This is a genomic window from Ruegeria jejuensis, from assembly GCF_041537905.1.
Classification (GTDB): Bacteria; Pseudomonadota; Alphaproteobacteria; order Rhodobacterales; family Rhodobacteraceae; genus Ruegeria_C.
The window spans coordinates 22,853-47,815 of record NZ_JBGRUO010000031.1; the positions used below are offsets into that span (position 1 = coordinate 22,853).

General features: G+C 59.3%; 26 protein-coding genes and 3 pseudogenes. 15 read left to right on the top strand and 14 right to left on the bottom strand.

All coding sequences use genetic code 11. The features are described from left to right. Positions 1 to 51 precede the first annotated feature (51 nt). The 3 genes from AB1E34_RS23815 to AB1E34_RS23825 are packed head-to-tail and all read right to left on the bottom strand — an operon-like array spanning position 52 to position 2,624. Positions 52 to 1,434 (bottom strand): MATE family efflux transporter, encoded by a 1,383-nt coding sequence (locus tag AB1E34_RS23815; protein ID WP_372574795.1) that lies wholly within the window; start codon positions 1,432 to 1,434, stop codon positions 52 to 54. Between the two features lie 12 nt (positions 1,435 to 1,446). Beyond that, positions 1,447 to 2,034, bottom strand: coding sequence for a helix-turn-helix domain-containing protein (locus AB1E34_RS23820; protein WP_372574796.1), 588 nt, complete (start codon positions 2,032 to 2,034; stop codon positions 1,447 to 1,449). A gap of 11 nt (positions 2,035 to 2,045) precedes the next feature. After that, positions 2,046 to 2,624, bottom strand: a complete 579-nt coding sequence (locus AB1E34_RS23825; RefSeq protein ID WP_372574797.1) for a carboxymuconolactone decarboxylase family protein — start codon at positions 2,622 to 2,624, stop codon at positions 2,046 to 2,048. Between the two features lie 272 nt (positions 2,625 to 2,896). Between AB1E34_RS23825 and AB1E34_RS23830 the strand changes: the two genes are divergently transcribed. Genes AB1E34_RS23830 through AB1E34_RS23845 form a run of 4 tightly spaced genes read left to right on the top strand, consistent with a single transcriptional unit; the run spans position 2,897 to position 6,296 of the window. Then, positions 2,897 to 3,643 carry an amino acid ABC transporter ATP-binding protein gene (locus AB1E34_RS23830; protein WP_372574798.1) on the top strand — a complete coding sequence of 249 codons (747 nt, stop codon included), beginning with the start codon at positions 2,897 to 2,899 and terminating at the stop codon, positions 3,641 to 3,643. Between the two features lie 40 nt (positions 3,644 to 3,683). After that, the gene (locus AB1E34_RS23835) at positions 3,684 to 4,487 is read left to right on the top strand and encodes an amino acid ABC transporter permease (protein WP_372574799.1); all 804 of its coding nucleotides are present in this window, start codon (positions 3,684 to 3,686) and stop codon (positions 4,485 to 4,487) included. Positions 4,488 to 4,523: 36 nt separating this feature from the next. After that, on the top strand, positions 4,524 to 5,357 hold the full coding sequence (locus tag AB1E34_RS23840) for a transporter substrate-binding domain-containing protein (RefSeq protein WP_372574800.1): 834 nt from the start codon (positions 4,524 to 4,526) through the stop codon (positions 5,355 to 5,357). Between the two features lie 57 nt (positions 5,358 to 5,414). Further along, positions 5,415 to 6,296 (top strand): amino acid ABC transporter permease, encoded by an 882-nt coding sequence (locus AB1E34_RS23845; RefSeq protein WP_372574801.1) that lies wholly within the window; start codon positions 5,415 to 5,417, stop codon positions 6,294 to 6,296. A gap of 3 nt (positions 6,297 to 6,299) precedes the next feature. Here AB1E34_RS23845 and AB1E34_RS23850 read toward each other — a convergent pair whose 3' ends face one another. From AB1E34_RS23850 to AB1E34_RS23860, 3 genes are all read right to left on the bottom strand, one after another. After that, positions 6,300 to 6,617 (bottom strand): non-heme iron oxygenase ferredoxin subunit, encoded by a 318-nt coding sequence (locus AB1E34_RS23850; protein ID WP_372574802.1) that lies wholly within the window; start codon positions 6,615 to 6,617, stop codon positions 6,300 to 6,302. Between the two features lie 3 nt (positions 6,618 to 6,620). Continuing rightward, positions 6,621 to 7,565, bottom strand: a complete 945-nt coding sequence (locus AB1E34_RS23855; RefSeq protein ID WP_372574803.1) for a fatty acid desaturase family protein — start codon at positions 7,563 to 7,565, stop codon at positions 6,621 to 6,623. 152 nt (positions 7,566 to 7,717) lie between these two features. Next, positions 7,718 to 8,803 (bottom strand): hypothetical protein, encoded by a 1,086-nt coding sequence (locus AB1E34_RS23860; protein WP_372574804.1) that lies wholly within the window; start codon positions 8,801 to 8,803, stop codon positions 7,718 to 7,720. Positions 8,804 to 8,897: 94 nt separating this feature from the next. Here AB1E34_RS23860 and AB1E34_RS23865 point away from each other — a divergent pair, with 94 nt between their 5' ends. The 6 genes from AB1E34_RS23865 (at position 8,898) to AB1E34_RS23890 (ending at position 16,021) form a co-directional block, all read left to right on the top strand. Continuing rightward, positions 8,898 to 9,827, top strand: a complete 930-nt coding sequence (locus AB1E34_RS23865; RefSeq protein WP_372574805.1) for a LysR substrate-binding domain-containing protein — start codon at positions 8,898 to 8,900, stop codon at positions 9,825 to 9,827. 97 nt (positions 9,828 to 9,924) lie between these two features. Continuing rightward, positions 9,925 to 10,974: an aromatic ring-hydroxylating dioxygenase subunit alpha gene (locus AB1E34_RS23870; protein ID WP_372574806.1), complete on the top strand. Its 1,050-nt coding sequence runs from the start codon at positions 9,925 to 9,927 to the stop codon at positions 10,972 to 10,974. Between the two features lie 187 nt (positions 10,975 to 11,161). Further along, entirely contained in the window at positions 11,162 to 12,394 is a 1,233-nt protein-coding gene (locus tag AB1E34_RS23875; protein WP_372574807.1) for an FAD-dependent oxidoreductase, read from the top strand. 13 nt (positions 12,395 to 12,407) lie between these two features. Then, the gene (locus AB1E34_RS23880; RefSeq protein ID WP_372574808.1) at positions 12,408 to 12,665 is read left to right on the top strand and encodes a sarcosine oxidase subunit delta; all 258 of its coding nucleotides are present in this window, start codon (positions 12,408 to 12,410) and stop codon (positions 12,663 to 12,665) included. Then, positions 12,652 to 15,522, top strand: a complete 2,871-nt coding sequence (locus tag AB1E34_RS23885; RefSeq protein WP_372574809.1) for a 2Fe-2S iron-sulfur cluster-binding protein — start codon at positions 12,652 to 12,654, stop codon at positions 15,520 to 15,522. The genes AB1E34_RS23880 and AB1E34_RS23885 overlap by 14 nt, the downstream gene beginning before the upstream one ends. 1 nt (position 15,523) lies before the next feature. Next, positions 15,524 to 16,021, top strand: a complete 498-nt coding sequence (locus tag AB1E34_RS23890; protein ID WP_372574810.1) for a sarcosine oxidase subunit gamma — start codon at positions 15,524 to 15,526, stop codon at positions 16,019 to 16,021. Positions 16,022 to 16,099: 78 nt separating this feature from the next. Here AB1E34_RS23890 and AB1E34_RS23895 read toward each other — a convergent pair whose 3' ends face one another. From AB1E34_RS23895 to AB1E34_RS23915, 5 genes and pseudogenes are all read right to left on the bottom strand, one after another. Next, the gene (locus AB1E34_RS23895) at positions 16,100 to 16,678 is read right to left on the bottom strand and encodes a helix-turn-helix domain-containing protein (RefSeq protein WP_372574811.1); all 579 of its coding nucleotides are present in this window, start codon (positions 16,676 to 16,678) and stop codon (positions 16,100 to 16,102) included. 230 nt (positions 16,679 to 16,908) lie between these two features. After that, on the bottom strand, positions 16,909 to 17,169 hold the full coding sequence (locus tag AB1E34_RS23900; RefSeq protein ID WP_372574812.1) for a hypothetical protein: 261 nt from the start codon (positions 17,167 to 17,169) through the stop codon (positions 16,909 to 16,911). 432 nt (positions 17,170 to 17,601) lie between these two features. Continuing rightward, positions 17,602 to 17,799, bottom strand: a complete 198-nt coding sequence (locus tag AB1E34_RS23905; RefSeq protein ID WP_372574813.1) for a hypothetical protein — start codon at positions 17,797 to 17,799, stop codon at positions 17,602 to 17,604. A 547-nt stretch (positions 17,800 to 18,346) separates the two neighbouring features. Then, a pseudogene (locus tag AB1E34_RS23910) lies at positions 18,347 to 18,445 on the bottom strand (IS5/IS1182 family transposase); the annotation flags it as partial. Positions 18,446 to 18,811: 366 nt separating this feature from the next. Then, a complete protein-coding gene (locus AB1E34_RS23915) occupies positions 18,812 to 19,009 on the bottom strand; it encodes a hypothetical protein (RefSeq protein ID WP_372574814.1) in 198 nt (65 codons plus the stop codon). Between the two features lie 251 nt (positions 19,010 to 19,260). Between AB1E34_RS23915 and AB1E34_RS23920 the strand changes: the two genes are divergently transcribed. Together AB1E34_RS23920 and tnpA are read left to right on the top strand one after the other, a co-directional pair. Beyond that, positions 19,261 to 20,178 (top strand): class I SAM-dependent methyltransferase, encoded by a 918-nt coding sequence (locus AB1E34_RS23920; protein WP_372574815.1) that lies wholly within the window; start codon positions 19,261 to 19,263, stop codon positions 20,176 to 20,178. A 367-nt stretch (positions 20,179 to 20,545) separates the two neighbouring features. Continuing rightward, positions 20,546 to 20,962, top strand: a complete 417-nt coding sequence (gene tnpA / locus AB1E34_RS23925) for an IS200/IS605 family transposase (protein WP_372572594.1) — start codon at positions 20,546 to 20,548, stop codon at positions 20,960 to 20,962. Between the two features lie 55 nt (positions 20,963 to 21,017). Here tnpA and AB1E34_RS23930 read toward each other — a convergent pair whose 3' ends face one another. Beyond that, entirely contained in the window at positions 21,018 to 22,874 is a 1,857-nt protein-coding gene (locus AB1E34_RS23930) for an SLC13 family permease (protein WP_372574816.1), read from the bottom strand. 214 nt (positions 22,875 to 23,088) lie between these two features. On the opposite strand from AB1E34_RS23930, the gene AB1E34_RS23935 reads away from it, so the two are divergent. The 3 genes from AB1E34_RS23935 (at position 23,089) to AB1E34_RS23945 (ending at position 24,259) form a co-directional block, all read left to right on the top strand. Beyond that, positions 23,089 to 23,319 (top strand): hypothetical protein, encoded by a 231-nt coding sequence (locus tag AB1E34_RS23935; protein ID WP_372574817.1) that lies wholly within the window; start codon positions 23,089 to 23,091, stop codon positions 23,317 to 23,319. 229 nt (positions 23,320 to 23,548) lie between these two features. After that, on the top strand, positions 23,549 to 23,734 hold the full coding sequence (locus tag AB1E34_RS23940; protein WP_372574818.1) for a hypothetical protein: 186 nt from the start codon (positions 23,549 to 23,551) through the stop codon (positions 23,732 to 23,734). Positions 23,735 to 23,752: 18 nt separating this feature from the next. Further along, a complete protein-coding gene (locus AB1E34_RS23945; RefSeq protein WP_372574819.1) occupies positions 23,753 to 24,259 on the top strand; it encodes a hypothetical protein in 507 nt (168 codons plus the stop codon). Between the two features lie 22 nt (positions 24,260 to 24,281). Here AB1E34_RS23945 and AB1E34_RS26155 read toward each other — a convergent pair. Beyond that, a pseudogene (locus AB1E34_RS26155) lies at positions 24,282 to 24,455 on the bottom strand (ParB N-terminal domain-containing protein); the annotation flags it as partial. Between the two features lie 255 nt (positions 24,456 to 24,710). After that, positions 24,711 to 24,821, bottom strand: a pseudogene (locus AB1E34_RS23955) (IS481 family transposase); the annotation flags it as partial. Positions 24,822 to 24,963 lie beyond the last annotated feature (142 nt).

Here is a 24,963-nt window from a genome sequence, read left to right on the forward strand (position 1 = left end):
TGGCCGGTTTTCGAACAAGGTGACCCTAACAGAGCGCATCCCGGCGGGGGTTCAGGCCCGGCGCAGCGGGCTCCACAGGCCACCGATCTCGCGTCGGGCCACATGCGTCGTCATCAGCAAGGCAATCATCCATCCGGTGACAACGGCGGCAGCGGTTCCGAACCAGACGCCGATTTCGTCAAACCCCCAGACGCCGATAAACAACCAGACAAAAAATGCCACCCCAAAGGCCTGTCGATAGAGGCTGATCCAGACTGTCCAGATGGGCCTTTTAAGTGCCTGTAGCAAAGAGTTGATCGAGAACAGCATCATGTAGACCGGCAGGATCACACTATCGACGCGCAGATAACTCAGCCCGACGCGGATGACCTCGGGGTCGTCGGTGAACAGCCCCAGCAGGGACCGGCCGAATATCCAAAGCGCGGGCCCCGCGATGGCAGTCATTACGAATCCCACCTTCCAGCAATAGAACACCGCCATACGGACTCGGTCGTAATCCCGCGCGCCGAAATTCTGCGAGGCGATCGGCAACAGCGCCCCGGTGACGCCCAGAACGGGCAGCAGCAGGATCTGTTCCAGCCGGATGGCGATCCCGAACCCGGCAATGGCGTGCTCGCCGAACAGCTTCAGCGCGAACTGCATGACGAACCCCGACAGCAGCATCACCATGAAGGAAACGGCGATGGGCAGGGTCTGCACCGAAATCTCGGCGAAAGCGGTCAGGCGCGGGACAAGGTTTGCCAGCCTGAGCCGCCGCATGCGCCGCCGCCTGAGAACCTGCCGGATCATGAACAGCATCACTCCGGTCTGGCTCAATACAGTCGATACCGCCAGCCCGTCGAAACCGATACCCGGGATCAGGCCGGGAATGCCATAGATCAGCAGTGGATTGAGGCCGATATTGGCAAAGAAAGCGACCATGAGCGCGCGCTGCATCGACACCGCGTCGCCATGCGCCTGCAGGATGCCATTGCACCCGAAAGCCAGCAGGAATCCCGGTAGCGCCAGCAAAAGCCAGTGAAAATAGCGCAGCCCCGCATCGCGATATTCGCCCGGTTCCGAGACCAGCCGGATCAGTGCCGGTCCGTACCAGAGCCCTGCCAGCGCCAGCAGCCCGGCCGCCACCAGCCCATAGCTCAGGCCCTGCGCCGCCAATCGCCGGGCCTTGCGGGTCTCTCCGGCGCCGAGCGCGTTGCCGACAAGCGCGCTCATTGCGGCGCCCAGGCCGATGCCGACCGAGATGGCCAGGAAGAAGGCCTGAAACCCCAGCGCCAGCCCGGCCTGGGCACTGGTCGACAACAGCCCGGCAAAGAACATGTCCACGATGTTGTAGAGCGTGTTGAACACCATCCCGATCGCACCGGGTATGGCCAGGGCACGAAAATGCCCCGAGATCGGCCCTCGCGTCAGGTCAAGCTCGACAGGAGCGGCCATGTCAGCGGCCCATCACGGGCGTTCGGCCTGGACGGTCAGGAAGACAAACTCGGGCGTCAGCACCTCGACGAAGCCATGGTTCAACTCGGCATCGACGCTGATGCTGTCGCCTGCGATCAGCGTGAACCGCGCCTCGCCGTAGCGATAGATCGCCTCGCCTTCAAGCGCCTGCACAAAGACCACCCCGTGGCCCACATAAGTGGGGGGCTGCCCCCCCTCACGCAGGAGCGTCACGCGGCGGGCCTGAAACCGGAGGTCCTTGCGGGCATGCATCGCCAGATTGACATATTCGTGGCTATGTCCCCCGGCGATCCGGGTCGATTTCAACCCCTCGCCATGGCGCACCAGCGTGTAGTCGGTGTGATCGGTGCGGGCTTTGCGGAACAGCGAGACAATGGGAACCTCGAGCGCTTCGGCCAGCGCGGCCAGCGTGTCGATCGACGGCGAGACCAGCCCGTTTTCGATGCGACTGACCATGGCGGCGGAAATCCCCGACAGTTCGGCCAGTCGGCGCGCCGATTGCTTGCGGGTCAGGCGCAATTCCTTCAGCGAGGCGCCGATGGCACGGTCGATCTGTCTTCCCGGTGCGTCGCCTTGCATGATCTGTCCTGTCACTCGCTGCCATAATAGCCGACAACATCGCCCTGGGTGGTCACGCCCAGCCCATTCAACAACCGGTTGGCATAGTTGAAATACCCCACGATCTGGTTGATTTCGAGGATCTCTCCATCCTGCCAGCCAGCGGATTTCAGCGCGGTCACATCCGCCTCTTCCATGCTCCCGGGCGACTGGGTCAGTTTCTCGGCATAGGTCAGTGCGGCAAGCTCTGCCCCGTCAAAAGCGTCGCTAGGGCTGCGCGCCTGCAGCGCCGCCTCTATCCGGTCGGCGCGGCCATTGTCGCCGATCAGATGCCGGGCGTTTGCCCAGTGGTTGGCATAGGAGTAGGGGCAGTCATTCAGCGTCGAGACATAAGAGCTGATCACCTCTTGCAGCCACATCGGCACGGTATTGGCGGGGTCGTGCAGACAGGCCCGGTAGAGAACCACATGGCCCTTCATCGTGTTGGGCCGCAGTGAATGGACCCGCATCACATTGTCCACCGTCCCGTGCGGCGTGCGCGCAAGATCCAGCATGGCCCTCAACTGGTCGTCGGCCTCTTCGTCTTGTATCATCCTGATCCAGGCAGACATTTGCGGCTCCTCCCTTGGGTTCAGCACAAATCTTGGGCAACGTCACACGGGTCGCTGAGTTTTTTATTGACGAGTATTGCATATTAAGCAACCATATTGATTAGAGCGCAACTATTTGGGGGTTCTGAGGCCTTGCCCGATTGCTCCACCCGTTCGCATCGCCAGCCCGGGGTCCGCCATGCGACCGGTCCCTGTCTGCTTGGGGACTGCGCGACAGGCGCTCTGGATCACTGGCAGGAGACTACGTTTTCCCCGAAGATGACAGGCCCGGCATGACCCGGCCCGCCCCGATGATCGAAGTCAGCAATCTGGACAAGTTCTATGGCACGTTTCAAGCGCTGAAGAATATCGATCTGACCGTTCATCAGGGCGAGAAAGTGGTGATCTGCGGCCCCTCGGGCTCGGGCAAATCCACGTTGATCCGCTGCTTCAACGGGCTGGAATGGCACAATTCCGGGCGTCTGGTGATCGACGGGATCGAGGTCTATGAGGGCGCCAAGGATATCCGAGAGCTGCGTCAGGAAGTGGGCATGGTGTTCCAGCAGTTCAATCTGTTCCCGCATCTGACCGTTCTGGAAAACCTGATGATCGGCCCGATGAAAGTGCGCAAGATTCCAAAGGCACAGGCCGAAGAGACCGCGCGCAGCTATCTCGACCGGGTGCATATTCCCGAACAGGCCGACAAATACCCGGCCCAGCTGTCCGGCGGCCAGCAGCAGCGCGTGGCGATCGCGCGCTCGCTCTGCATGGAAACCCGGATCATGTTGTTTGACGAGCCGACCTCGGCGCTTGATCCCGAGATGATCAACGAGGTGCTGGACGTGATGGTCGAACTGGCCGAGACCGGCATGACCATGGTCGTCGTTACTCACGAGATGGGATTCGCCCGCAAGGTGGCCGACACGATGGTCTTCATGGAGGCGGGCCAGATCGTCGAAATCTCGCCGCCCGAGCAGTTCTTCATCCAACCCTCCAGCGAGCGCTGCCGCCTGTTCCTGGATCAGATCCTGGCCCATTGACGTGAGCGATCTGGGCATATCTCGGTCCCGGGGGCAGGAGTTGCCCAAACCTCCATTTCGCAAGCGGTTTTTCGGATCGATTCCGGTCTCAGTCACCATCTACGCGATCATCGTCGGGCTGATCGCCTATGGCGCTTATACCGGGGCGCAGGGGATGGGATATAACTGGCAATGGTACCGGGTGCCACAATTCCTCTATCGCAACACGGAGGTCGGGTTCGAATGGGGCGAGATTCCCATCGGGCTGGTGGCAACGATCAAACTGTCCGTCACCGCCTTTCTACTGGCCACGGCGATCGGCCTGCTGGTGGCGTTGCTGCGCTTGTCCGGTCTGGTGATCGGCTCTGCGGTTGCGGTCGGATATCTGGAACTGATCCGTAACATCCCGCTGCTGGTGCTGCTGTATCTGTTCTATTACGTGCTGGGGCCGATCTTTGGCTTTGATCGCTATTTCGCCAGCATCCTGACGCTCGCGGTGTTCCATTCGGCGCTGATCTCGGAAATCCTGCGCGCCGGGATCAACGCCATCCCGGCGGGCCAGTGGGAGGCCGCAAAGTCGATCGGGATGAGCCCCTATCAGACCTATCTCTATATCATCTTGCCGCAATCGGTGCGGTTCATGCTGCCGCCGATGACGGGTGAGGTTGTGCATCTGATCAAATCCTCGGCCATTGTCAGCGTGATCGCGGTGGCCGAACTGACTACGTTCGGACGCAACATCATTTCCGATACCTACATGAGTTTCGAAATCTGGTTCACCATCGCGCTGGTCTATCTGGTGGTGACCCTGATCCTGTCGATCGGCGTTTCCCATCTGGAGAAGAAATATGCCGTCGACCAATAAATCTGAAAAATTGACCGGACAACAAGGAGAACCAAGATGAAGCTTACTCGCAGAATGCTCGGGGCCGCATTGGGCGCTGTTGTGGCAACTGGAATGGCATCCTCGGCCTGGGCGCAGAGCGCGACACAGGGCCTGTCCAGCGAAAGCGCGATTGAAACCATCAAGCAGGATGGGGTGATCCGGATCGGTCTGTCGCTGTTCGTGCCCTGGTCGATGCGTGACAAGAACGGCGATCTGATCGGGTTCGAACTGGATGTCGGGCGCAAACTGGCCGAGGATATGGGCGTCGAGGTCGAGTTCGTGCCAACCGCCTGGGACGGGATCATTCCGGCGCTGGTCTCGGGCAATTTTGATGTGATCATCTCGGGCATGTCGGTGACCGCGCAGCGCAATCTGACCATCAATTTCACCGACCCCTATGCCTATTCCGGTCTCGCCATCCTGGCCAACAAGTCGATGACCGAAGGTATGACGCTGGAGGATTTCAACAGCCCCGATGTCACCTTCGCCGCCCGTCGCGGGGCAACGCCCGCAGCGGTGATCGCGCAGAACTTTCCCGAAGCCACGCTGTTGCTGTTTGACGAGGACGGTGCCTCGACCCAGGAGGTACTGAACGGCAATGCCCATGCCTCGATGGCGGCGCAGCCGACGCCGAACCGCGAGGCGGGCCGCAACCCCGAGACGCTGATCGTTCCGTTCGAAAACCTCTATGACCCGCGCGGCGAAGCCTTTGGCGTGCGCAAGGGGGACCCGGATGCGATGAACTTCTTTAACAACTGGATCGCCCAGCAATGGCGTTCGGGCTGGCTGGAACAGCGTCACGCCTACTGGTTCGGCACCGAAGAGTGGGCCGATCAGGTCGCCCAGTAACCGAAATCACCCGGGGGCGGCTATGCGGCCCCCGGACCCTGATGCGGAGCTTGCCCGGTGCAATCCTTCCTGAAGAAGCTCAGATGGCCCGACTATGTGATCGTGGCGGTTCTGATGGCGTTTTTCGGGTATATCTGGCTCTCGATTGAGGGCACGCTCAACTATAAATGGCGATGGGAGCTGATCCCCGGCTACATCGTCGGCTGGCACACGGGTCGCGAGGAGTATTTCGCCAACCTGCTGTTGCAGGGTTTGGTCGCGACGATCCGTATCAGCATCTATTCCGGTATATTGGCGCTGATTATGGGCACCATTCTGGGTGTCGCACGCTGTTCCGCCAACCTGACCATTCGGATGCTGGCGCGAACCTATCTTGAGTTTCTGCGTAACGTGCCGCCGGTGGTTGTGGTCTTCATCTTCTTTTTCTTCCTGTCGCAACAACTGATCGACGCGCTGAACCTTGAGCGCTGGGCGCGCGGGATCGCGCGGCAGGAGGACAACCAGATCTGGACCTTCTTCTTTGGCGAGATGCGGCGGTTCCCGTCGCTGGTGTCGGGTGTGATCGTTCTGGCCCTGTTCGAAAGCGCCTTTGTGGGCGAGATCGTGCGGGCGGGTATCCAGTCGATCCCCAAGGGCCAGCACGAGGCGGCGCGCTCCATCGGGATGAGCCATCTGCAGGAGCTGCGCTATGTGGTGCTGCCACAGGCGATGAAGAAGGTGGTGCCGCCGCTGGCCAACCAATTCATCTCGTTGATCAAGGACAGCTCGATCCTGTCGCTGATCTCGGTGCAGGAACTGACCTACAAGACGGTCGAGCTTGTGGCCTCGTCCCGGATGATCTTCGAGGCATGGATCACCACGGCGGCGTTCTATTTCATCGTCTGCTTTGGTCTCAGCCGCATCTTTGCGCGGCTGGAGAAGAAGTCGGAAAAGCACTGACCGTCACATCCTGATCTGCACCATGCCGTTTTCCACCCGCGCCTCGAATATCCGCATCGCCCTGGTGGCCGGGGCCGAGACCGGCGTGCCATCGCGCACATCGAACGCGCCCTGATGCAGCGGGCATTCGATCACATGCCCATCGAAATAACCGTCGCACAGGTCTGCGCCCCCATGATTGCAGAGCGCCTGCGAGGCATAGATCCCGCTGGGCGTATCATAGAGCGCGATGATGCGTGATCCGATCTCGACCCGCGTGACCCAGTTCTTTTCAAGCCGGGTGACCTCGATCACGTCCCGCCAGGGTTTTTTCGTCGCCATGGCTTAGTGCTCGGGGTTCTGACGCAGGATCTGTCGCAGGATGTCGCGATGAGCAGCAAGATAGCCGCCGGGTTCGACAAAGATGTGATCCTTGAGTTTGTCATGCAGGCGCGGCAATGCGTGAAACGGGACCGAGGCGACATAGTGATGCTCGGCGTGGTAGTTCATGTTCCAGCACAGAAACCGCATAGGGGCCGAGACCAGATTGGTGCGGGTGTTTTCGGACATTTGGGCGACGTTGGGGCGCCCCACATGTTCGGTCATCCGTACGAACCGCATCACCGGCTCGCCCAGAAACAGCGGGATGATCCAGTACCAGATCAGGCCCCACCAGCCGGTCAGCGCCATGGCCAAAAACAGCGCCGCATAGATCGCCAGCATCCGTCGCGCATCGCGATAGACTGCCTTGTATTCGACCTTGGGGATGAAGCGCAGCTCTGCCGCGCTGAGGTTTCCGCAAGCATGACGGAATAGCTCGGTGAACTTGCCACGCCAATAGGGCAGGGCCGAAAGGTACAGCAGGTACTGACCGATCGTCCGGGGCAGGGGGATCAGTTCGGGGTCTTCGCCGGTGAGCTGGGTGTAGGTGTGGTGGTCGCAATGCTCGTAGCGGAAAAACCGATGCGGCAGGACGATGATCAGCCCGCAAATCTGCCCGACCAGATCATTGAGCCAGCGGGTCCGGAACACGGTGTAATGCACGCATTCATGCTGTAGCGAGAAGTGATGCACCAGAACGACGCCCTGCGCGAACATGGCGGGCCAGATCAGCCAGGAGTTCCAGGCCAGTGTGATCAGGGTGGTGGTGATACCCAGCAGCAGCAGCCAAAGCGCCAGATGACGCAGCCCCGGCCCGTTTGAACGCTGCATGAATCCCTTGAGCTCTTCGCGTGTCAATTTCCCTTCGGCCAGGGCCTGGGTCAGCGGCGTGACGATTGCGTTGGACATGTGAGTTCCACGATTTGCCGGTGCGGGGGCGGACCCTCGACGCATGGACCGGCACCGGAGACGGGAGTGCTCCGCACCATAGGACCACCTCGAACCGGCCCTATTAACAAGAGATTATCCCGGCGCGGCGCGATTCGATCAAGCCCGGCGGCTCAGATCGCCACGCGCAGGCCGATATCGGGATCGGGATCGGCAAAGAGAGCCGCCGCGCAGGAATGCCGGGCCAGAATCGACGGTCCCTCGGGCAGGCGTTCGGCATGGAACACGCCAGCATCCCAATAAGTCACTCCGTCGATCACTATGGTGGGGTCGATCACGTTCCAGCTGATCTCGCCGGGCGCATAGGCGCCGCAGGTGTGAAAGTGCAGCAGGCGCGGATTACCGAAGGCCGCCCCACCCCAACGCTCGAAATTCTCGCGCATGTCCCAGGGGTATCCGCATCCGGGATGGATGCCTGCATGCCAGGAATGCACGTAATCACGGTCGATGCCGAACTGCCCGGCTACCCGGTCATATTGGGCCTCGGCCCGTGCTGCGTTGGCGGGATCGCCTGTAAACTGCGTCAGACGCCCCTGTTCCATATGGGCAAAGACCGGGCGGTCAAATTCGATCGTGTAATTGTCATAATATTTTGAGCCGGTGCCGGTCAGGAACCCGACCGCCACGCGCCCCGAAAAGCTGTGTGCAGGCACCGGGGTGAAGACCGACATTGGAAACCGCAGTATTGAAGTGTCGCCCGAGGGGGTAAGATCCATCACCGGGCGGCCACGCACATCAGTGCCGAGCGGGCAGGTGATCCGAACCTCTTCTGCGGCGTCCAGCACCGCGTTGATCCCGGATTTGATCTCCATGAAGGCATCGTGGTGGCCATTGGAAAACCCCGACCCGAACAGCTCGCGCGTCAGGGCAAAGCTGACGATGATCTTCTTGCCCTGCGGCATGTCCGAGAACCGCAGCTGATCGCCAAGCCGGGCCAGGAACAGAATGATGTCGGCCGCCTCGAACCGTGCCAGAAGGTCGGTGGGCAGATGCGGATTATCTGGGTTGAAGCCGACATCCACCGCATCGACCGACAGGCCCAGCGACCGGGCGGTGCGGTTGACGATTTCAACGCTGTCTGCATCAAAATAGCCGAACTCGGGCGGTTCATAGGCAATCAGCAGCCGGTCACCGGCCCGCGCGTGGGCACAGTTCACCAGCAGATTGCACGCACCCCGTTCGGGCGTCATCTCCGACATCAACCACTCCTTGTATGAAGTGTTTGTAAAATACTGCCCGGTACGGGCTCTGATCCATTTGAAAGTGATAATGGCAAGCATTAGGGTGACTAATATGATCCTGAACCTCCCCTATTCTGCCCTGCGCGCCTTTGAGGCCGTTGTGCGTCATGCGGGGTTTTCCTCGGCCGCGGCAGAGCTGGGGGTCAGCCAGAGCGCGGTCAGCCAGCATGTACGTACTCTGGAAGAGTGGCTTGGCCGCGATTTGCTGGTGCGTGGCGCGCGGCAGTCGCGCCCGACCCGCGAGGGTGAGCAACTGGCGCTTGCCATATCCGAGGGGCTTGGACGGATCTCGGATGTCTGCACGCAGCTGCGCGACAAGACCCGCACCGACCGTACGATCGTGATCTCCTGCCTGCCCGGCTTTGCCTTCACCTGGTTGTTTCCGCGGCTCATTCACTTCGATCTGGCGCATCCCGACCTGTCGATCTCGATCGCGACCGATACCGGCCAGCAGCCGTTTTCCGGCGCCGATGCGGATATCGGCATTCGTTATGGGCTGGGCGAGTTTCCCGGCTATCAGGTTGACCTGCTGATGGCCGAACGGCTGTTTCCGGTCTGCGCCCCAAGCCTGTTGCCAGAGTTGCGCGGGATCGACGACCTGACCCGCCACAGTTTGCTGGTGGACGAAAACCTGCATCACGGCGCTGCCAGTCCCACTTGGGAGTTCTGGGCAAAGCAATGCGGCCTGACCCTGCCATCGCCCTTGCGTACGCGGCGGTTGGGGCAGTCGAACATGGTGGTGCAGGCCGCCATCGAAGGGTTGGGTGTCGCACTTGGACGCGAACCTCTGGTCATCGACGCGCTGAGCGATGGGCGGCTGGTCCGGCCTTTTGCGCAGTTGACGCAATCGCCGCTGTCCTACTGGCTGGTGCGGCGGCATGAAAGCAAGGACAGCCAGAAGGTGGGCGAGTTTCTGAGCTGGATTCGCTCTGAGGCCGATGCGCAGCCCGATATTCCGCCACCTGCGGGTCGGTTGGATTAGTGTTCCTTATATGTGTCATTACCAATCGGGCATGGCGCAAGGGGCTGGGGCTGCGCCATACTGTCCCCAGCCATCTGATCGGACGGAGAGCGCTTTCATGTTTCTGAGAAACTGCTGGTATGTCGCGGCCTGGAGCGCGGATATCAGTCGCGCACTGCGCGCCGAAACCTTTCTGGGTGAGAATATCGTGCTCTATCGGCAGCAAGACGGCAGCCCGGTTGCGCTGGAAAATGCCTGCCCGCACCGCAAATTGCCGCTGTCGGAGGGCAACTTGAAGGGGGACAACGTGGAATGCGGCTATCACGGGCTGACATTCGACTGTTCCGGAACCTGCATCGACAGCCCCACCCAGCGTGGCATGACCCCGCGCCGGGCGGTGGTCAAATCCTACCCGGTGGTAGACCGCTATCGCCTGTTGTGGATCTGGATGGGCGATCCGGCGCTGGCCGATCCCGACAAGATATTCCCGGTCGAGAATTATGACGATGCCAGTTGGGGCCTGACTGATGGCGGGGTGATGGATATCGACTGCCACTACCTGTGGGTCTGCGACAACCTGCTTGATCCCAGCCACGTGGCCTGGGTCCATGTCACCTCGTTTGCCGGGGCCGGGACTGATGAGGAACCGCTGAATGTAGAAAAGACCAATCGCGGTGTCATCGTCTCGCGCTGGATCGAGAACAAGCCGCCCTCACCTTATTACGCCAAGCTGGTGGCGTTTGAGGGCGATTGCGACCGTTTGCAGCATTACGAAATGTGCCTGCCCGCGATCGCGCTGAACAAGTCGATCTATACCCCCGTGGGCACGGGCGGCTATGACAAGGCGCCGGTTGAGGAGACATTCATCAATATCTCCTACAATTTCATGACCCCGATCGATGCGGACCGGACCCGGTATTTCTGGTTTCAGCACCGCAATTCTGATCCCGACAATGCGGATGTGTCGACTTTCATGAATGACGGCGCGCGGATGGCGTTTCTGGAGGACAAGGATGTGCTGGAAAAGGTGCATCTGGGCATGAAACACGCCAAAACGCCCCATATCGACCTGGGGCTGGATGCGGGGGCCAAGCAGTTCCGCCGGGTGCTGGACCGCGCCATCAAGGCCGAAGCCAGTGATCCCGACAACGTCCTGAAGCAGGCCTGAGCGAAGCAGCGCGTGACCCTGCCGCTTGGCACCAAACACTCGAAAAGTCATCAAAAACCCGCCTCTGAGGACAGGCCCGCGGGCACCAAGCCGCTTGGATGTTGCAGCAGGTGCTTCAGCACTCAAATCCGTTGACGCAATGTGACCTGTGGTCAATATTATTACCAATATGCAAAAATATTCCCTCTTGTCACTTGCGCGTAATGCGCTTTCGGGACATCGGAACTGGCCCTTGGCCTGGCGCAGCCCACCCTTGAAGGATCGCTATGACGTGGTGGTGATCGGGGCGGGGGGGCACGGGCTGGCGACGGCCTATTATCTGGCAAAGGAGTTCGGCGTTACCGATATCGCCGTGCTGGAGCGTGGCTGGCTGGGTGGTGGCAACATCGCGCGCAATACGGTGACTATCCGGTCGAACTACATGCGGGACGCCTCAATCCCGTTTTATGTCAAATCCGTCGCCATGTACGAAGGGCTCACCCGTGAGCTGAACTTCAACATGATGCATTCCAAGCGCACCATGGTGGATGTGGTCCAGACCTGGCCCAAGCTGCGCGAGTTGCGGCGGCGGCAACTGGTGATGGATATCTACGGCTCCACCTATGAACAGATTACGACCGCAGAGCTGCGCCGCCGTATTCCGGCGCTGACGGGGGGCGGGCCGGAGGCGCGCCTGCCGGTGATCTGCGGCATGGTCCATACCGATGCGGGCGTGAACCGCCATGATGCGGTGGCCTGGGGCTATGCCCGCGCGGCGGATGCGATGGGGGTCGAGATCCACCAGCAGACTGCGGTGTACTGCCTGCTGCGCGGTGCGCAAGGCGCGATCAAAGGGGTCGCGACCAGCCGTGGAACGGTGTGCGCCAACAAGGTGGTTGTGGCGGTCTCGGGCCATACCACGACGCTGACCGAAACGGCGGGCTTGCGGCTGCCGTTGCGCACGATGAACCTGACGGCGTTTGTGTCCGAGCCGGTGCAGCCGCTGGTCGACGTGATCGTGAACTGCCCCGACAGCGGGTTCTATTTCAGTCAGTCCGACAAGGGCGAAATGGTGATCGGCGGCGCGCCGGACATGGGGCAGAGCTTTCGCCGCGACATCAAGCAGCATGTGTTCGAGGATACGGTCAGCGCGATGCTGTCGCTGTTCCCGCGCTTCAAGAAGCTCAAGCTATTGCGGCAATGGGGCGGGCATCTGGATATCGCCCATGACGCCTCGCCGATCATGGATCAGACTGAAGTTCCGGGTCTGTTCGTCACCGCCGGGTGGTGGGGCGGCTACAAGGCGATCCCGGCCGGCGGTCTGACCCTGGCGCATCTGGTGGCCAAGGGAGAGCCGCACCCGCTGATGGCCTCCTTTACCCTTGACCGGTTCCGGCATCTGGATTTCGTGATGGAAGCCGGCACCACCACGGCGCGGTAGAAGGGACCCGACCATGTTGCTCATTCCCTGTCCGTTCTGCGGCACGCGCAACGAAAGCGAGTTCATCTATGGTGGCCCGGCGCGCGCGGCTCGACCCGACCCCAATGCGGTCAGTGATGCGGAATGGGTGGACTATCTGACCGTGGCGCCAAACCCGCTGGGGCCGGTGCAGGAACACTGGTGGCACGCGCGCGGTTGCGGCGAATGGCTCACGATCTGGCGCGACACGCGAACCCATGGCATCGTGGAGGCACCCGATGGGACTGAGTAGCCGCCTGACCACCGGCGGCCGTATCAACCGCGACCGGCCGCTGCGGTTCCGTTTCAATGGCAAGGATTACCAGGGTTTTGACGGCGATACGCTGGCCTCGGCCCTGATGGCTAACGGCGTGCGCGTCACCGCCCGCAGTTTCAAGTATCACCGCCCGCGCGGCATCGTCGGGCACGGCCCCGAGGAGCCGGCGACGCTGGTGCAGCTGGAGGGTGAGGATGCCTCGAGCAATTGCCCTGCCACCACGGTGCTGCTGCGCGAGGGGCTGAGCGCGCGCTCGGTCAATTGCTGGCCGTCGCCCGGTTTCGATCTGGGTGGCGTGGCGCAGGTGCTGGCCCGGTTCCTGCCTGCCGGGTTTTATTACAAGACGTTCAAATGGCCCGGCTGGCACCTGTTCGAGCCGTCGATCCGCAAGGCGGCCGGTCTGGCTCCGGCCCCGGCGCAGCCGCCGTCGTCGGGCCATTTCGAGGCGCGCCATGCCCATGCAGATGTATTGATCGCAGGCGCAGGCCCCGCCGGGCTGCAGGCCGCGCTTGACGCTGGGCGCGCGGGCAAGCGCGTATTCCTGGCCGATGAGGGGAGCGAAGCCGGGGGCAGCCTGCTGAACCGCAACCTGACCATCGGGGGACGACCGGCACTGGACTGGGTGGGTGACGCGGTGGCCGAGCTGCGCGGGATGGAGAGCGTCACACATCTGCAAAACGCCACTGTCTGGGCCTATCGCGAGCATAACCTGCTGATGGTGAATGAGCGCTCCCCCGAACAGGGCAACATTCTGGAGCGCAGCTGGCGGGTGCGCGCGGGCGAGGTGGTGATTGCCACCGGGGCCACCGAACGCGCCATGGTGTTTGGCGGCAATGACCGGCCCGGCGTGATGCTGGCCGCCTCGGTACAGGCTTATGTCAATCGCTGGGGGGTCGCCCCCGGCAAACGGGTGGCGCTGTTTACCAACAATAACAGCGCCTATGCGGTGGCGGCTGATCTGGCGGCGGCGGGGATCATCGTGACGGCCATCCTCGACAGCCGCAAACATGTCCCACAAGCGGCGCTGGATCTGGTCCCCGACCTGCAAGTGCATCCCGCGACAGTGGCGGCGGGCATCTTTGGTCACAAGCGGGTGCGTGCGGTACTGGCCGCGCCGCCGTCAGGCGACATACCCAAATGGATCAGATGCGATGTGCTTGCCCATTCCGGCGGCTGGAATCCGACGGTGCATCTGTGGTCGCAGTCCCGCAGTTCGCTGCGCTATGACGAGGGTTTGGCCGCGTTCCTGCCAGACGGGGCCGTGCAGAATTGCCGTGCCGTGGGAGCTGCGGCGGGCCAGATGACGCTGGACCGGATCGTCGCGGGTGGTGCGGATCTGCCTTATGCGATTGAACCGCTCTGGCGCGTGGATGTGCCGGTGCAGCGCGGCAGGGCGTTTCTGGATATTCAGAACGATGTCTCGGTCAGCGACGTGCATCTGGCCCTGCGCGAGGGCTACTCCAATATCGAACATGTCAAACGCTACACCACCGGTGGCATGGGGTTGGATCAGGGAAAGACAAGCAATATCAACATTATCGGCACAGTTGCGATGCAGCAGGGCGAGCCCATTGAGCAGATCGGCACAACCACTTTCCGGTCGCCCTATACACCGGTGTCATTTGGCGCAATTGCAGGGCTGCGAGAGGACAGCGTTCTGTTTCCTTATCGACACACGCCGGTGACGCAATGGAACAAGGACAATGGCGCGGTGATGTACGAGGCGGGTGCCCGCTGGCAGCGCCCGGGCTACTTCCCCAAGCCCGGCGAGAGCCTGCAGGAGGCGGTGAACCGTGAATGCCGTGCTGTGCGCGAGGCTGTTGGCGTCTATGACGGCTCGCCCCTTGGCACATTTGAGTTGAAGGGTCGGGATGTGCCGCGCTTCCTCGACTTCATCTACTCCAACGTCATGTCCAGCCTGAAACCCGGCGATGGGCGCTATGGGCTGATGCTGACGGATGACGGGTTGATCCTGGATGACGGGGTGGTGTTTCGGCTGGACGATCACCGCTGGCTGCTCTCGACCTCGACCGGGCATGCGGATGCGGTGAACCAGCATATGGAAAAGCTGTTGCAGACTGAATTTGCCGAATGGCAGGTGATGATCACCACCGTCACCAGCCAATGGAACAACGCCACTATCTGCGGGCCCCATGCGCGCGACGTGATGCAGGCGCTGGGCACCGATATCGATCTGTCGCCACAGTCTTTTCCCTTCATGTCCATTCGCGACGGTATGGTCGCCGGGTTTCCGGCGCGTGTCGCACGGGTCAGCTTTACCGGAGAGCTGTCCTATGAGGTCAACGTTGCCCCGCGCCATTTGAGGACCCTCTGGGATAAGGTGATGGAAGCCGGTGCGCCCTTCGGCATCCTGCCTGTGGGCTCGGAATCGAGCCACGTGCTGCGGGTCGAGAAGGGGTTTTTGTCGATGGGTCATGAAGTGGACGGCACCGTCGATGCCTATGATCTGGGGATGGGATGGGTCATGTCGAAGACAAAGCCTGATTATCTGGGCAAACGCTCGGTGATGCTGCGCCGCGCGGGTCGGGCCACCCGGCGCGAATTGGTGGGCATCCTGCCGCAGGACCCCAACCGGCAAATCCCTGAAGGCGCGCCGCTGACACCCGCTGGCCGCAAAGAGGCAACTGAGGGGCTGGTCACGGCCTGCGTCTGGAGCGTTGTGAACCAGTGCTGGGTCGGTTTGGCCTTGCTGGACAACGGCCACGCAAGGCAAGGCGAAACCGCCTATGTCCGGCTACAGGATGAGGTGATCCCGGTCCTTGTCACGAAACCGGTCTTTCATGACCCCGACGGCACACGGTTGAGGTCCTGACATGCGCTATGATGTGACCCTCCAGCGCTGTGGCCTGAACGCTGTTTTCGATCTCAAAGGCGCGGCAGATGCACTGCGCAATTGGGTCGGTGGCACGTTGCCCCCTTTCCCGGAATATCCCAACACCCGTACAGCCAGGGGAGGGGTGGAGCTCTACCATATCGGGCGCGATCACTGGTTCGCCCGTGCGCCGCTGGCGCAGGAAGAGGTGTTGGAGGCGCAGCTACAGCCCGCTTCTTGTCCGGCAGAGATCAGCATCGTGCGCGTCTCGGACACGCTGAGCTTCTTTCGCGTCACTGGGCCGGACGCGTCCCAGGTGATGGCCATCGCCTGTCCGCTGGACCTGCATGAGAGCGTGTTCGGCGCGGATGCGGTCACCTATTCCGAACTGTTCGGCCTCAAGGCCTTGGTGCTGCGCTGCGCGGGCGGGTTCGAATGTGCTGTCGAGCAGAGCTTTGGCGATATGGTCGAAGATTATCTGACCCGGTCTTGCCGATAGAAATCGATCCGATGCATCCCGTTCAAGCGCCTATGTACGAGCATTGGGCCGACCCCGAAGGGCGATATGGGGAAGCGATCATTGCGGGCGCGTCGATACCGTGATGATCTCGATCATGTCGCTCAGAATCTCGCGGAAACCATGCTGCAGCTTGGCATCGAAACTCAGCGTGTCACCTGCCGACATGGCGAAGTCTTCGGTGCCACAGCGATAGGTCGCGTCTCCGGCTATCATGTAGATAAAGACATGCCCTTCGTGCTGATAACGCGGCAGATTTTCCGAGTCCTCGCGAAAGATGCAAATGCGCGCGGACTGAAAGCTGCCGCCGGGTCCACCATGCTTGCCAAGCAGCATATAATCATGCGCATGGCCTTGCGTGATACGCCGGGACCGCAACCCTTCCCCGGCCTTGACGTGATGCACATCGGCCGTGTGCTCGGAATGGGTAAACAACGCCATCAGCGAAACATCCAATGCATCCGCCAGCGATTGCAGCGTACCAAGCGAGGGCGAGACGTGACCGTTTTCGATCCGGCTGATCATCGCGGTCGAAAGCTGCGCCTGTCCGGCCAGATCAGCGAGCGTCAGGTCGCGCTCCAGACGTAGCCGCTGAAGCGTCTGGCCGACCTCGCTTTCGGTATCCGTCTTTTTAGCCAATGCCTGTGTTGCCGATCATGAAGCCATGGACGTTTGTGTAGCAGGAAGGCGTTGCGGCCCTGCGGGTTCAATCAGTGCCAGTATCGAAAAAATCGTCAAGGGCCATCTCAAAACACTGCCCGGATCGGTCCCGGTCAAATCTGGATTCGCGGATTGCACGGGCGCGGATGGCGTCGGAGCGTGCCTGAACCTAAGACCGGATCAGCGTCGGCGGCAAGATGTGCAAGCCCTTATCCGTGGGCGTTGCCGTTTGAGGCCATGGACAGGCAGATATGCAGGTCCAGTGCCAGTTCGTCGTCGCGCACGAGCCTCTCTACCGTTTCTGAGAGCCATTCGGCCACGTCCCGTGGAATGGGGGATGCTGAAAGCAAATGCACCGCGTCGGCACATCTGGCTTGAGTGTCCAGCGCATTAAGGGACTTGGATAAGATCTGTGGAAAAGGTGTCTGCATGAATGCCTTGGTTCTCTCTCTCGTGTCCTTGTTGGCCACATGTATTTCGCTTGGTCAATATCGTTCCAGTATTCTGGCCGGTTTCTGCAAATCCCCGCCAATAAGGTGTTCAATCATGCCAAATAATGGTCATTGTCGCAACCAAAGGTCGCAGCGGGACCTTCCGCGGGTGCCGAGGCAAGTTCATATAGCAGAAATCAGAGCGGTTGCGGCCCCAACGAACCCCGAGGCGGCTACCCCGCTCGCAAAAAACAAGCAAATGGCTTCCAGAGCGCTGAGTTTCATGGTGACCTTCCCGAGCAGTTCCACAATGGTTAACGAGCTAGCAGGAACACCGGGGCGGGCGCAGTGAACAATTTCACATAAGCCAAGCATTCACAGAAGGCAGATGTGCCCCGTTTCGCGTGCGAGGCCGCGCGACAATCTTAAAGTGGAGTGCTCATTTTATCCTTGGCGCGCAAAATACTTCCGCTATCCGCCGATATAAACGCCACTTTTGGGCCGGTAAAAGATCTTCTGGTTATGCAAACGACCCAGTAGATCGTGGATCTTGCGTTCTGTTTCCTCTCGCCCTTCTGAGGGCAAAGCCTCAGGAAGGCTGCGCAACGACCTTTCGATCAGGTCCATGTCTTCCACCGTCAACTCGAACATATCGTTGTATTGGGGCATTCTGAACTCCTTGGATGGCCTTAAGTCTTGATACCAGACTTCCGACGCATCTCAAAAATTGGGTGTCGGGTCGCGCTGACGAGAGCCTATTGTGCTCGAAGCTGAGGCAGGCACAGAAAACCGGTCATCTGTCAAAACGTCGGAGAAACCAGGAGGCGAGGAAAATTTCGTGGCAGATCGTCGCGAAATCGGGCCTGCTAAGAGGCCTGCGACCCGGTCCAAGTCACCGAACAGGACAAGGGCGTAACGCTGGTTTGGTTCGCATCACTGGAGCGCGTAACACTTCTCGGAGTCTCCGCCGGGTCTGGGGCCACTCATGCACTTATAGAAGGCTTCGCGCTTGGCCTTCTGTTGTGCGTCCCAATCGGCCTGTGACACACCCGGGGGCGCGGTGCCAAATCCATTCGGTCCGGTATCACAGGCTGCCAGCAACGTTGCGCCGCAAATCAGCAAACCTAGTCTGAAGAACTGCCTCATGCTTCTTGCTTCCTCATTTAATGCCACTCCTTGCCCCGCAGCAGCTAGGCCGTGGTATTAAGATTATCGCCGGATCAAACCAGATCATCAGTGATCCGCGCTGCTTAAACGCCTCGTTGTACGCCGACCAGTTTGTACTCGTGTACTTCGTGGGTACCCAACGGCTCATACCCTCCAGCGATTATGCTGTATTCACACAGTTAATCCCTTACCCGATTTGCGCAAAAAAGCCTTGCGCGCAGGAAGGACCGAATCAGCAGGGCCTGATCCACTAGAACAGATATGCCACCATGTCTGCCTAGGGTCCGCTCGAAGAATTTCTATTACTTTTAGCGTAACTTATCCATGCAAAACAGCGATCAGTTAGCAGCACAATCGACTGGCAAGCGTGTTTCGAGTTATGGTCGCTTCGGGATTGCGAGGATTGCGCTGCCACTTGCCTTGGCTCACTCAATGAGCTTCAGTTTGGCAAACGCTCAAAACGAAACAAGCAGTTTCAACACAGGCGTACTGACCTTGAATTGCTGGCGAATCTTCAATCAAGGTCCGCGACATTGTTTCTTGGTGGCGCGCTGACAAACAAACGAGAACCGAACGACGACTCTTGGTCCTTGAGCCAGCCCTGGGTAGCCTTTGACGCGAATTCCGGACCTTTGCCGCTTCGAACGACCTCGGGCTTTCCGTGGCGCAGGAATAGCCTGTAGAGGATTTCCAGCACATCTTCAGAACCCATGCGGGACTGGGCTTCCACTGCAAGTGTCTGGCGGGTGAGCGGGTAGGGCGGAGCCTGTGGAGCCAGAACGCCGATTGTGCACCCCGCCACAACCGCTGCTGGCGGTCGAAATCAAAGACTCCCGCCGCAGCGAGAGTGGAGTGGTATGGGATTTCCCAGCAAAACCGCACGCCCCCAAAAAAACGGCAAATGAGCCTTTCGCACGTATCTAATTGCGGGTATCGGTGAGGCACCTACCCACGGAGGACCGCGTGCCGGATATTAGCCCTAAGGTTGCTGAGTTTTTGAATACCCATTGGAACCCAGGCATGGGCGCTATCGATGGGCACGACTTGCGCTTCATTCATTCGATCCTCTGTGAGACCGAGCCAAAGGCGGTGGTTGAAATCGGATGCGCCAGCGGGGTTTCAACCTCGCTTCTTGCGATGATGCTCCCCGACGCAAAGGTGCACAGCTTCGACAAGGGTGAACGGTTTTATGCGGATAAGACCAAGGAAGTTGGATATCTCGCAAAGGCGCTGTCTCCGGAGGGCCGGGCGGCGATAGAAATATCTTCCGGCTGCACCAGCCTGAACGTTCAAGACCACTACGAGCCAAATAGCATAGACTTCTGCTTTATTGATGCGGCTCACAAACACCCGTGGCCAGCCATTGACACATTGGCCGTGCTCCCTCTGATGAAGCCCGGAAGCTACATCGTCCATCATGACTTGAACATGTTCCGTGGGAAGGGCATGCAGTACGCGACCGGTCCCAAAGCTATTTTCGAACTAACCCCTGGAAACCTAAGGTCAACCTTCGCCTCGCGCGTTGATAAGTCTGAGACGGTCGGGCTGAAGACGAGGCATATCACCAACAACATATTTGCCATTCGAGTGCCAAAGCATAAGGCGCGCCTCGCCGAGCGGATTAGCGAAGCATTTCTGCTCAATTGGGACCCGATGCGCGCTGGGAAGCTGGTGCCAGACGAACATGCAGATGAGTTTCAGAAGTTCCTTGATCGCACTCACAATCCAATTGTTGGAAGCAACTTTAGGCTGGGCAGAGCGCGCATGGATATTTTTGCGCGCCCCGCGCGGCAGAAGAACAAGGTCGTAGCAAAGCAGCCCTCAGCAAATGGCGTGATAGCTAAGGCGATGCGGATTGTTGGGCTAAGATCATCAACCTGACACAAGCTCAACCACTCAACTTGCACCTTCTTTCCCGCTTACGGTATCGTGAGGCGGAGTGCGCAAATGCCCTAACTAAGGGCAAGACGGCCAAAAAAGCATCTCCAATGCAGCAGGGGTTGGGGCCGAAACTGAGTTTTTCGCGGACTGCCGAGAAACCCCGCCATGAAGATTTGTTCCCGGTCATTACGTGCGCAAGGGTCGGCCCTCATACATGAGAGTTGGCCCGGTTTAGTATCCACGCTCTGGAGCAAACCCTCCGACTTCCAGTCGGACCCGCTTCAGCGTAAAGAATCGTGTAATGATCTTACCCTCTGGAAAATGAGCCGCAGCCGGGTCGAAGGCTCATTTTCCAGAGGGTAAGATCATGCAATATGACAGCGGCAAGCACTGCGTTTTCTATCATCGCTATCATATCGTCTGGTCGACGAAGTATCGCTACAAGGTGTTGACCGGGGCGTTGCGCTTGCGGGTGCGCGACATCCTTCGGCAGGTCTGTCGGGAGAACGAGGTCGACATCTTGCGCGGTGTGCTGTCGAGTGACCACGTCCACATGTTCGTGTCCGCGCCGCCGAAGATTGCCATTTCCGATCTGGTGCGCAAGATGAAGGGCCGTTCGTCCCACAAGGTGCAACGGGAATTCCCCGCGATCCGCAAGCGCTATTGGGGACGCCGGTTCTGGGGGCGAGGGTATTTCTCAACGACCAACGGCGCCATCACCGAAGACGTCGTGTTGCAATACCTCGAAAACCACATCGCCGATCCTACCGACGTCAGTCGGTAGTCGTTCAGTTGCCTGAGCGACAGTCAGCGAGCGAAGTTGTAGGCGAGGTCGCGGGTCAAAAAACAACGCCCATCACAACCAGTGAAACGATCAGGAACAGGATCGTCATGACCCCGCCACTCTTTACAAAGTCAATCACTTTATAGCCCGCTGGTCCCATGATCAGTGCGTTCACCTGATGGGTTGGAATGAGAAAGGAATTTGATGTGGAGATCGCCACCGTCAGCGCAAAGATCGCCGGGTCGCCTCCGGCGGCGAAGGCGATCGAGACCGCCAGGGGCACGAGCAATACCGTGGCGCCGACATTGGACATGATCAGCGTGAAGATGGTCGCAAGAACCGCAACGCCAGCCTGAAGCGACCAGATTGGCCAGCCCTCCAGAAGGGAGAGGATTTGCTGGGCAATCCACGCGGCAGTGCCTGTAGATTGTACGGCCTGTCCCAGCGGGATCAGGCTGGCAAGGAGAAATACGGTGCTCCAACTGACGGCATTGTAAGCATCGTCGATATCCAGAACCTTCGTCAGAATCATCCCCACCGCCCCGGTCAACAGGCACAGGGAAAGGCGCAGGTCGGAAAACAGGATCAGCCCAAGTGCGACCAAGAAGAAAAGAAGCGCCCAGATCACCTTTTTGGGGCGCAGTTCTTCCTGCGGGAAATCAGTGGTCACCACGACAAAATTGCGGTCGCGCGTCAGCCGCGTGAGAGCTTCCCAGGTGCTGTGGATGACCAGCGTATCGCCGGCGTGAAAGGGCACCTCGCCGACCGGCGTGGGCGCGTGGTCTTCGGTTTCCACATAGCTCATGGTTTCTTCATCGCGGTGGATCGCGAGTAGGCTGGCCCCATAGGTTTTGCGAAAGACCAGATCATGGGCGCATTTTCCGATCACCGCTGACCCCGGCGGGATGACCATTTCGGCGACCCCTGATTTTGTCGGTGCATAGTCTTCGGCAAAGACATCTAGGTCATTATGCAGGATGAAGCCGCCTTCGTTCACCATTTGATGGATGACCTTTTGGCGGCCGAGGATCGCAAGGCGGCAGGGTGCCGTGATCTCGGTCTGAATGACGGGCGCAAACCAGCGCTGCCCGTGATAGGCGCTGCCGATCACGTAGACATGATAGCGCTGCATCAGATCATCAAAGGTCTCGCCGACGCAGGGATGCCCGGCAGGGATCGTGACCTCGAAGATATCGGTCTTCAGACCGTAGATGTTCTTAAGATAATCCTTCAACGATTGCGCGCTGGTTCCGTCGCCGGTCTTGTTGCCCTTTGGCAGAACCCAACGGCCCAGGAAGGTGAAATAGAGAATACCTGTCGCGACCAGACATATGCCGATGGGCGTGACGGAGAACAACCCGAAGGGGGCCATTTGCTGATCCGCCGGTAACGACTGGTTTGCACTGTTCAACAGATCGTTCAGCAGGATCAGCGGCGACGAACCCACCATCGTCATGGTGCCGCCGAGAATGGCGCAAAACCCCATCGGCATCAGCAATCGGCTCAACGGCAGTTCAGTGCGCACCGAAATCCGGCTGACCACCGGCAGAAACAATGCGGCGGCCCCGACATTTTGCATGAATGACGATATGATCCCGACCGTGCCGGAAACGATGGGGATGATTCTGGTTTCAGTCTTGCCGCCCCGCCTGAGGATCAAAGCCGCCACGTTGCTCATCAGTCCGGTTTTGTCCAGGCCGGCCCCGATGATCATGACGGCAATGATCGAAACGACAGCGTTCGAGGCAAGACCATCAAATAGCTGGCTGACATCGGCAAGTGAGCCGAGGCCCGGCAACTGGCTGAGAAGGCCCAGCAGCACCATGACCATGATCGCCGCAAAATCAATGCGGACGATCTCCGAGACAAACAGGAAGACGGTAAGTGCCAGCAGGCCGAGCACCACTGACATTTCCAATGTAAGACTGATCGGTTCCAATTCGCGCGCCCTTTTGCCTCTTTGTTACTATTCGCAGGCGGCTTGGCGCAACAAAATGTCGAACCGTCTGCTTTCGGTATCGGGGCCGAACCGGTGATGACTGTTCGAGATGAACGATTGTTGAATTTTCGCTTGGAGCGCAACCGTGCCCTGTGATACCCGGGCCTCTTTTTTGAAGGAGGTTCATATGTCCGACTATGCCGCCCACGAGGCCCTGCAAACTGCATACGTCCTGATGGACAGCTACGGTTCTTACGTTGGTGAACATCCGTGCGTCGAAGCGAACCCGGATATCGCTGCCAAGGTGGAGAAGGTGATGGTGGCCATGATGGACGTGTATCAGTCCATTGGCCGAGTACATTTGGTCGAGGACCAGGAAGTCGGATTTGGCGAACCGGTCGGGAAGGAAGTGCTGTAGTAACCTGAATGCATTGAGTTGCACTCGTGAGGCCGCGCGGACTGGCAGACAACCCGCCGGGGGGACGGGCGATAATCTATGAAAAGGGGGCACGCAGCCTCGCCACATGTTTTCGAATGCTCTAGAGGACCACTACCCTCGACTAGGAGCAAGGTTGCGCTAATGGTTCGGATGGCTACGACCAAGGGCATACTGTCCACAACGGGCATGAACATGCCATACTGCCAACATGACCCCAGAGGACGAGATAAAGCAGGCGCTGGACAGCATCAGTTCAGAGGCAAAGGCTTGTTCGCGCGGCCCAAACGTATCGGCCTTTGTTGCTGGCGCGGTTGAACTGGAGGGCAAAGAACTGGCCGAGTTCGTGCGTGTCGTCGCTCAGTTGGCATGTGACGAAGGTAGGCGGTTGAGGTAGCAAGTGCGAGGATCAGTCATGCACGTAGGTTGGCGCTGGGTTTTCTGGGCAGTCGTCTTGCTTTGTGGTGCTTCCTACTGGGCAACAGGTCCCAAAGCCGATCAAGTTGTTGCCTACAGTGCACATTGCCGAAACGGAAATATTATCGCACCGATGGTGCTTCACCGAAATACTGGAATGACGAAGGAACAACTAAGACAAAGCATTGACGATTGTGATGCCGCTGCCGGTCGCAAAACTCTATACTCAGTCAACGCATTGGCGGGAACTGTTACATTCAGGGTCGACAACCAACCCTTCTTAGCTCAGCGAGCAGATTGCACAATTTTAGATGCAAACAACTGGGATTGCGAAGACTCAGAGGACACTGCACCGGTCGGTTTTCTTGGCGGGTTCCCGTCCAAGTTTTCTGAGACGGCCAATTCGCGAAACTTCTTTGTAAATCGCTGGCAGTTCATCATTCTCAGATGGATAGGCCCTTCAAGCTTGGGTTTTCTGAAGCCTGAACAGCAAGTGCAGATGTAGCAGGGTGCGGAAGCTGAATGTCTCAGTGCAGCCTTGCGCGGACAAGAACGCCTTCGACCATTTCTTCACCCAGCGCTCGAATTGCCTCAAGCCGATGCAGCCCCTCGATCAACACAAACCTTTCGCCATCAGCACGCAACTGTATCGGTGTAGTTTGACTGTTTTCCATGATGTCACATGCAATCGCTTCGACCTTCTCAGGATCTAGAGCGTTTCAGTATGTACTTGATTCATGAGGGATCGCCGCTGAGATGTACAGGGTGGGGCAACACTCGCATGTGTCTCGGTAATTACGGTTGTTACGGTCATATCGTCCGCTATATCCATCCCATTGACCAAGGATACTTAAGGGTAGGGGCACTATTGGCCGCACTTGAGCAAACGCTGACAATCGGTCCCGTACCGGTTACGCACGGTGCGGGTGCCTTTCTGATTAGCAGGATTAGCGGGATTAGGTGTTCAGTCCCATGCTGCGATGGGTTGGATTGACGTTGAAGCGATCAGGTTCGTTTGTCCAGATTTTGCAGATGTATTCGAACGGCGTTAGGCCTTGCAGGGTCTGACCTGAGCCCCAAGTTTCCTCCATCTGTCTGAGAGTCCTTGGGGTTTGGTTTGATGACCTTAGGCGGCCAGTTTGTCCATCATTGTTTTCTCAGCAAATTCTCTCGGCGTCAGATTTCCGAGCGCCGAATGTGGTCTGTTGG

Coding starts and splice junctions, on each gene's coding strand:
- AB1E34_RS23850 (WP_372574802.1), bottom strand. CDS start 6,617: ATGGCGACGAAAAAACCCTGGCGGGACGTGATCGAGGTCACCCGGCTT.
- tnpA (WP_372572594.1), top strand. CDS start 20,546: ATGCAATATGACAGCGGCAAGCACTGCGTTTTCTATCATCGCTATCAT.
- AB1E34_RS23930 (WP_372574816.1), bottom strand. CDS start 22,874: ATGTCAGTGGTGCTCGGCCTGCTGGCACTTACCGTCTTCCTGTTTGTC.
- AB1E34_RS23940 (WP_372574818.1), top strand. CDS start 23,549: ATGACCCCAGAGGACGAGATAAAGCAGGCGCTGGACAGCATCAGTTCA.
- AB1E34_RS23935 (WP_372574817.1), top strand. CDS start 23,089: ATGTCCGACTATGCCGCCCACGAGGCCCTGCAAACTGCATACGTCCTG.
- AB1E34_RS23905 (WP_372574813.1), bottom strand. CDS start 17,799: ATGCCCCAATACAACGATATGTTCGAGTTGACGGTGGAAGACATGGAC.
- AB1E34_RS23915 (WP_372574814.1), bottom strand. CDS start 19,009: ATGGGTTCTGAAGATGTGCTGGAAATCCTCTACAGGCTATTCCTGCGC.
- AB1E34_RS23870 (WP_372574806.1), top strand. CDS start 9,925: ATGTTTCTGAGAAACTGCTGGTATGTCGCGGCCTGGAGCGCGGATATC.
- AB1E34_RS23820 (WP_372574796.1), bottom strand. CDS start 2,034: ATGCAAGGCGACGCACCGGGAAGACAGATCGACCGTGCCATCGGCGCC.
- AB1E34_RS23840 (WP_372574800.1), top strand. CDS start 4,524: ATGAAGCTTACTCGCAGAATGCTCGGGGCCGCATTGGGCGCTGTTGTG.
- AB1E34_RS23815 (WP_372574795.1), bottom strand. CDS start 1,434: ATGGCCGCTCCTGTCGAGCTTGACCTGACGCGAGGGCCGATCTCGGGG.
- AB1E34_RS23860 (WP_372574804.1), bottom strand. CDS start 8,803: ATGTCGGAGATGACGCCCGAACGGGGTGCGTGCAATCTGCTGGTGAAC.
- AB1E34_RS23825 (WP_372574797.1), bottom strand. CDS start 2,624: ATGTCTGCCTGGATCAGGATGATACAAGACGAAGAGGCCGACGACCAG.
- AB1E34_RS23855 (WP_372574803.1), bottom strand. CDS start 7,565: ATGTCCAACGCAATCGTCACGCCGCTGACCCAGGCCCTGGCCGAAGGG.
- AB1E34_RS23830 (WP_372574798.1), top strand. CDS start 2,897: ATGACCCGGCCCGCCCCGATGATCGAAGTCAGCAATCTGGACAAGTTC.
- AB1E34_RS23945 (WP_372574819.1), top strand. CDS start 23,753: ATGCACGTAGGTTGGCGCTGGGTTTTCTGGGCAGTCGTCTTGCTTTGT.
- AB1E34_RS23890 (WP_372574810.1), top strand. CDS start 15,524: ATGCGCTATGATGTGACCCTCCAGCGCTGTGGCCTGAACGCTGTTTTC.
- AB1E34_RS23865 (WP_372574805.1), top strand. CDS start 8,898: ATGATCCTGAACCTCCCCTATTCTGCCCTGCGCGCCTTTGAGGCCGTT.
- AB1E34_RS23885 (WP_372574809.1), top strand. CDS start 12,652: ATGGGACTGAGTAGCCGCCTGACCACCGGCGGCCGTATCAACCGCGAC.
- AB1E34_RS23880 (WP_372574808.1), top strand. CDS start 12,408: ATGTTGCTCATTCCCTGTCCGTTCTGCGGCACGCGCAACGAAAGCGAG.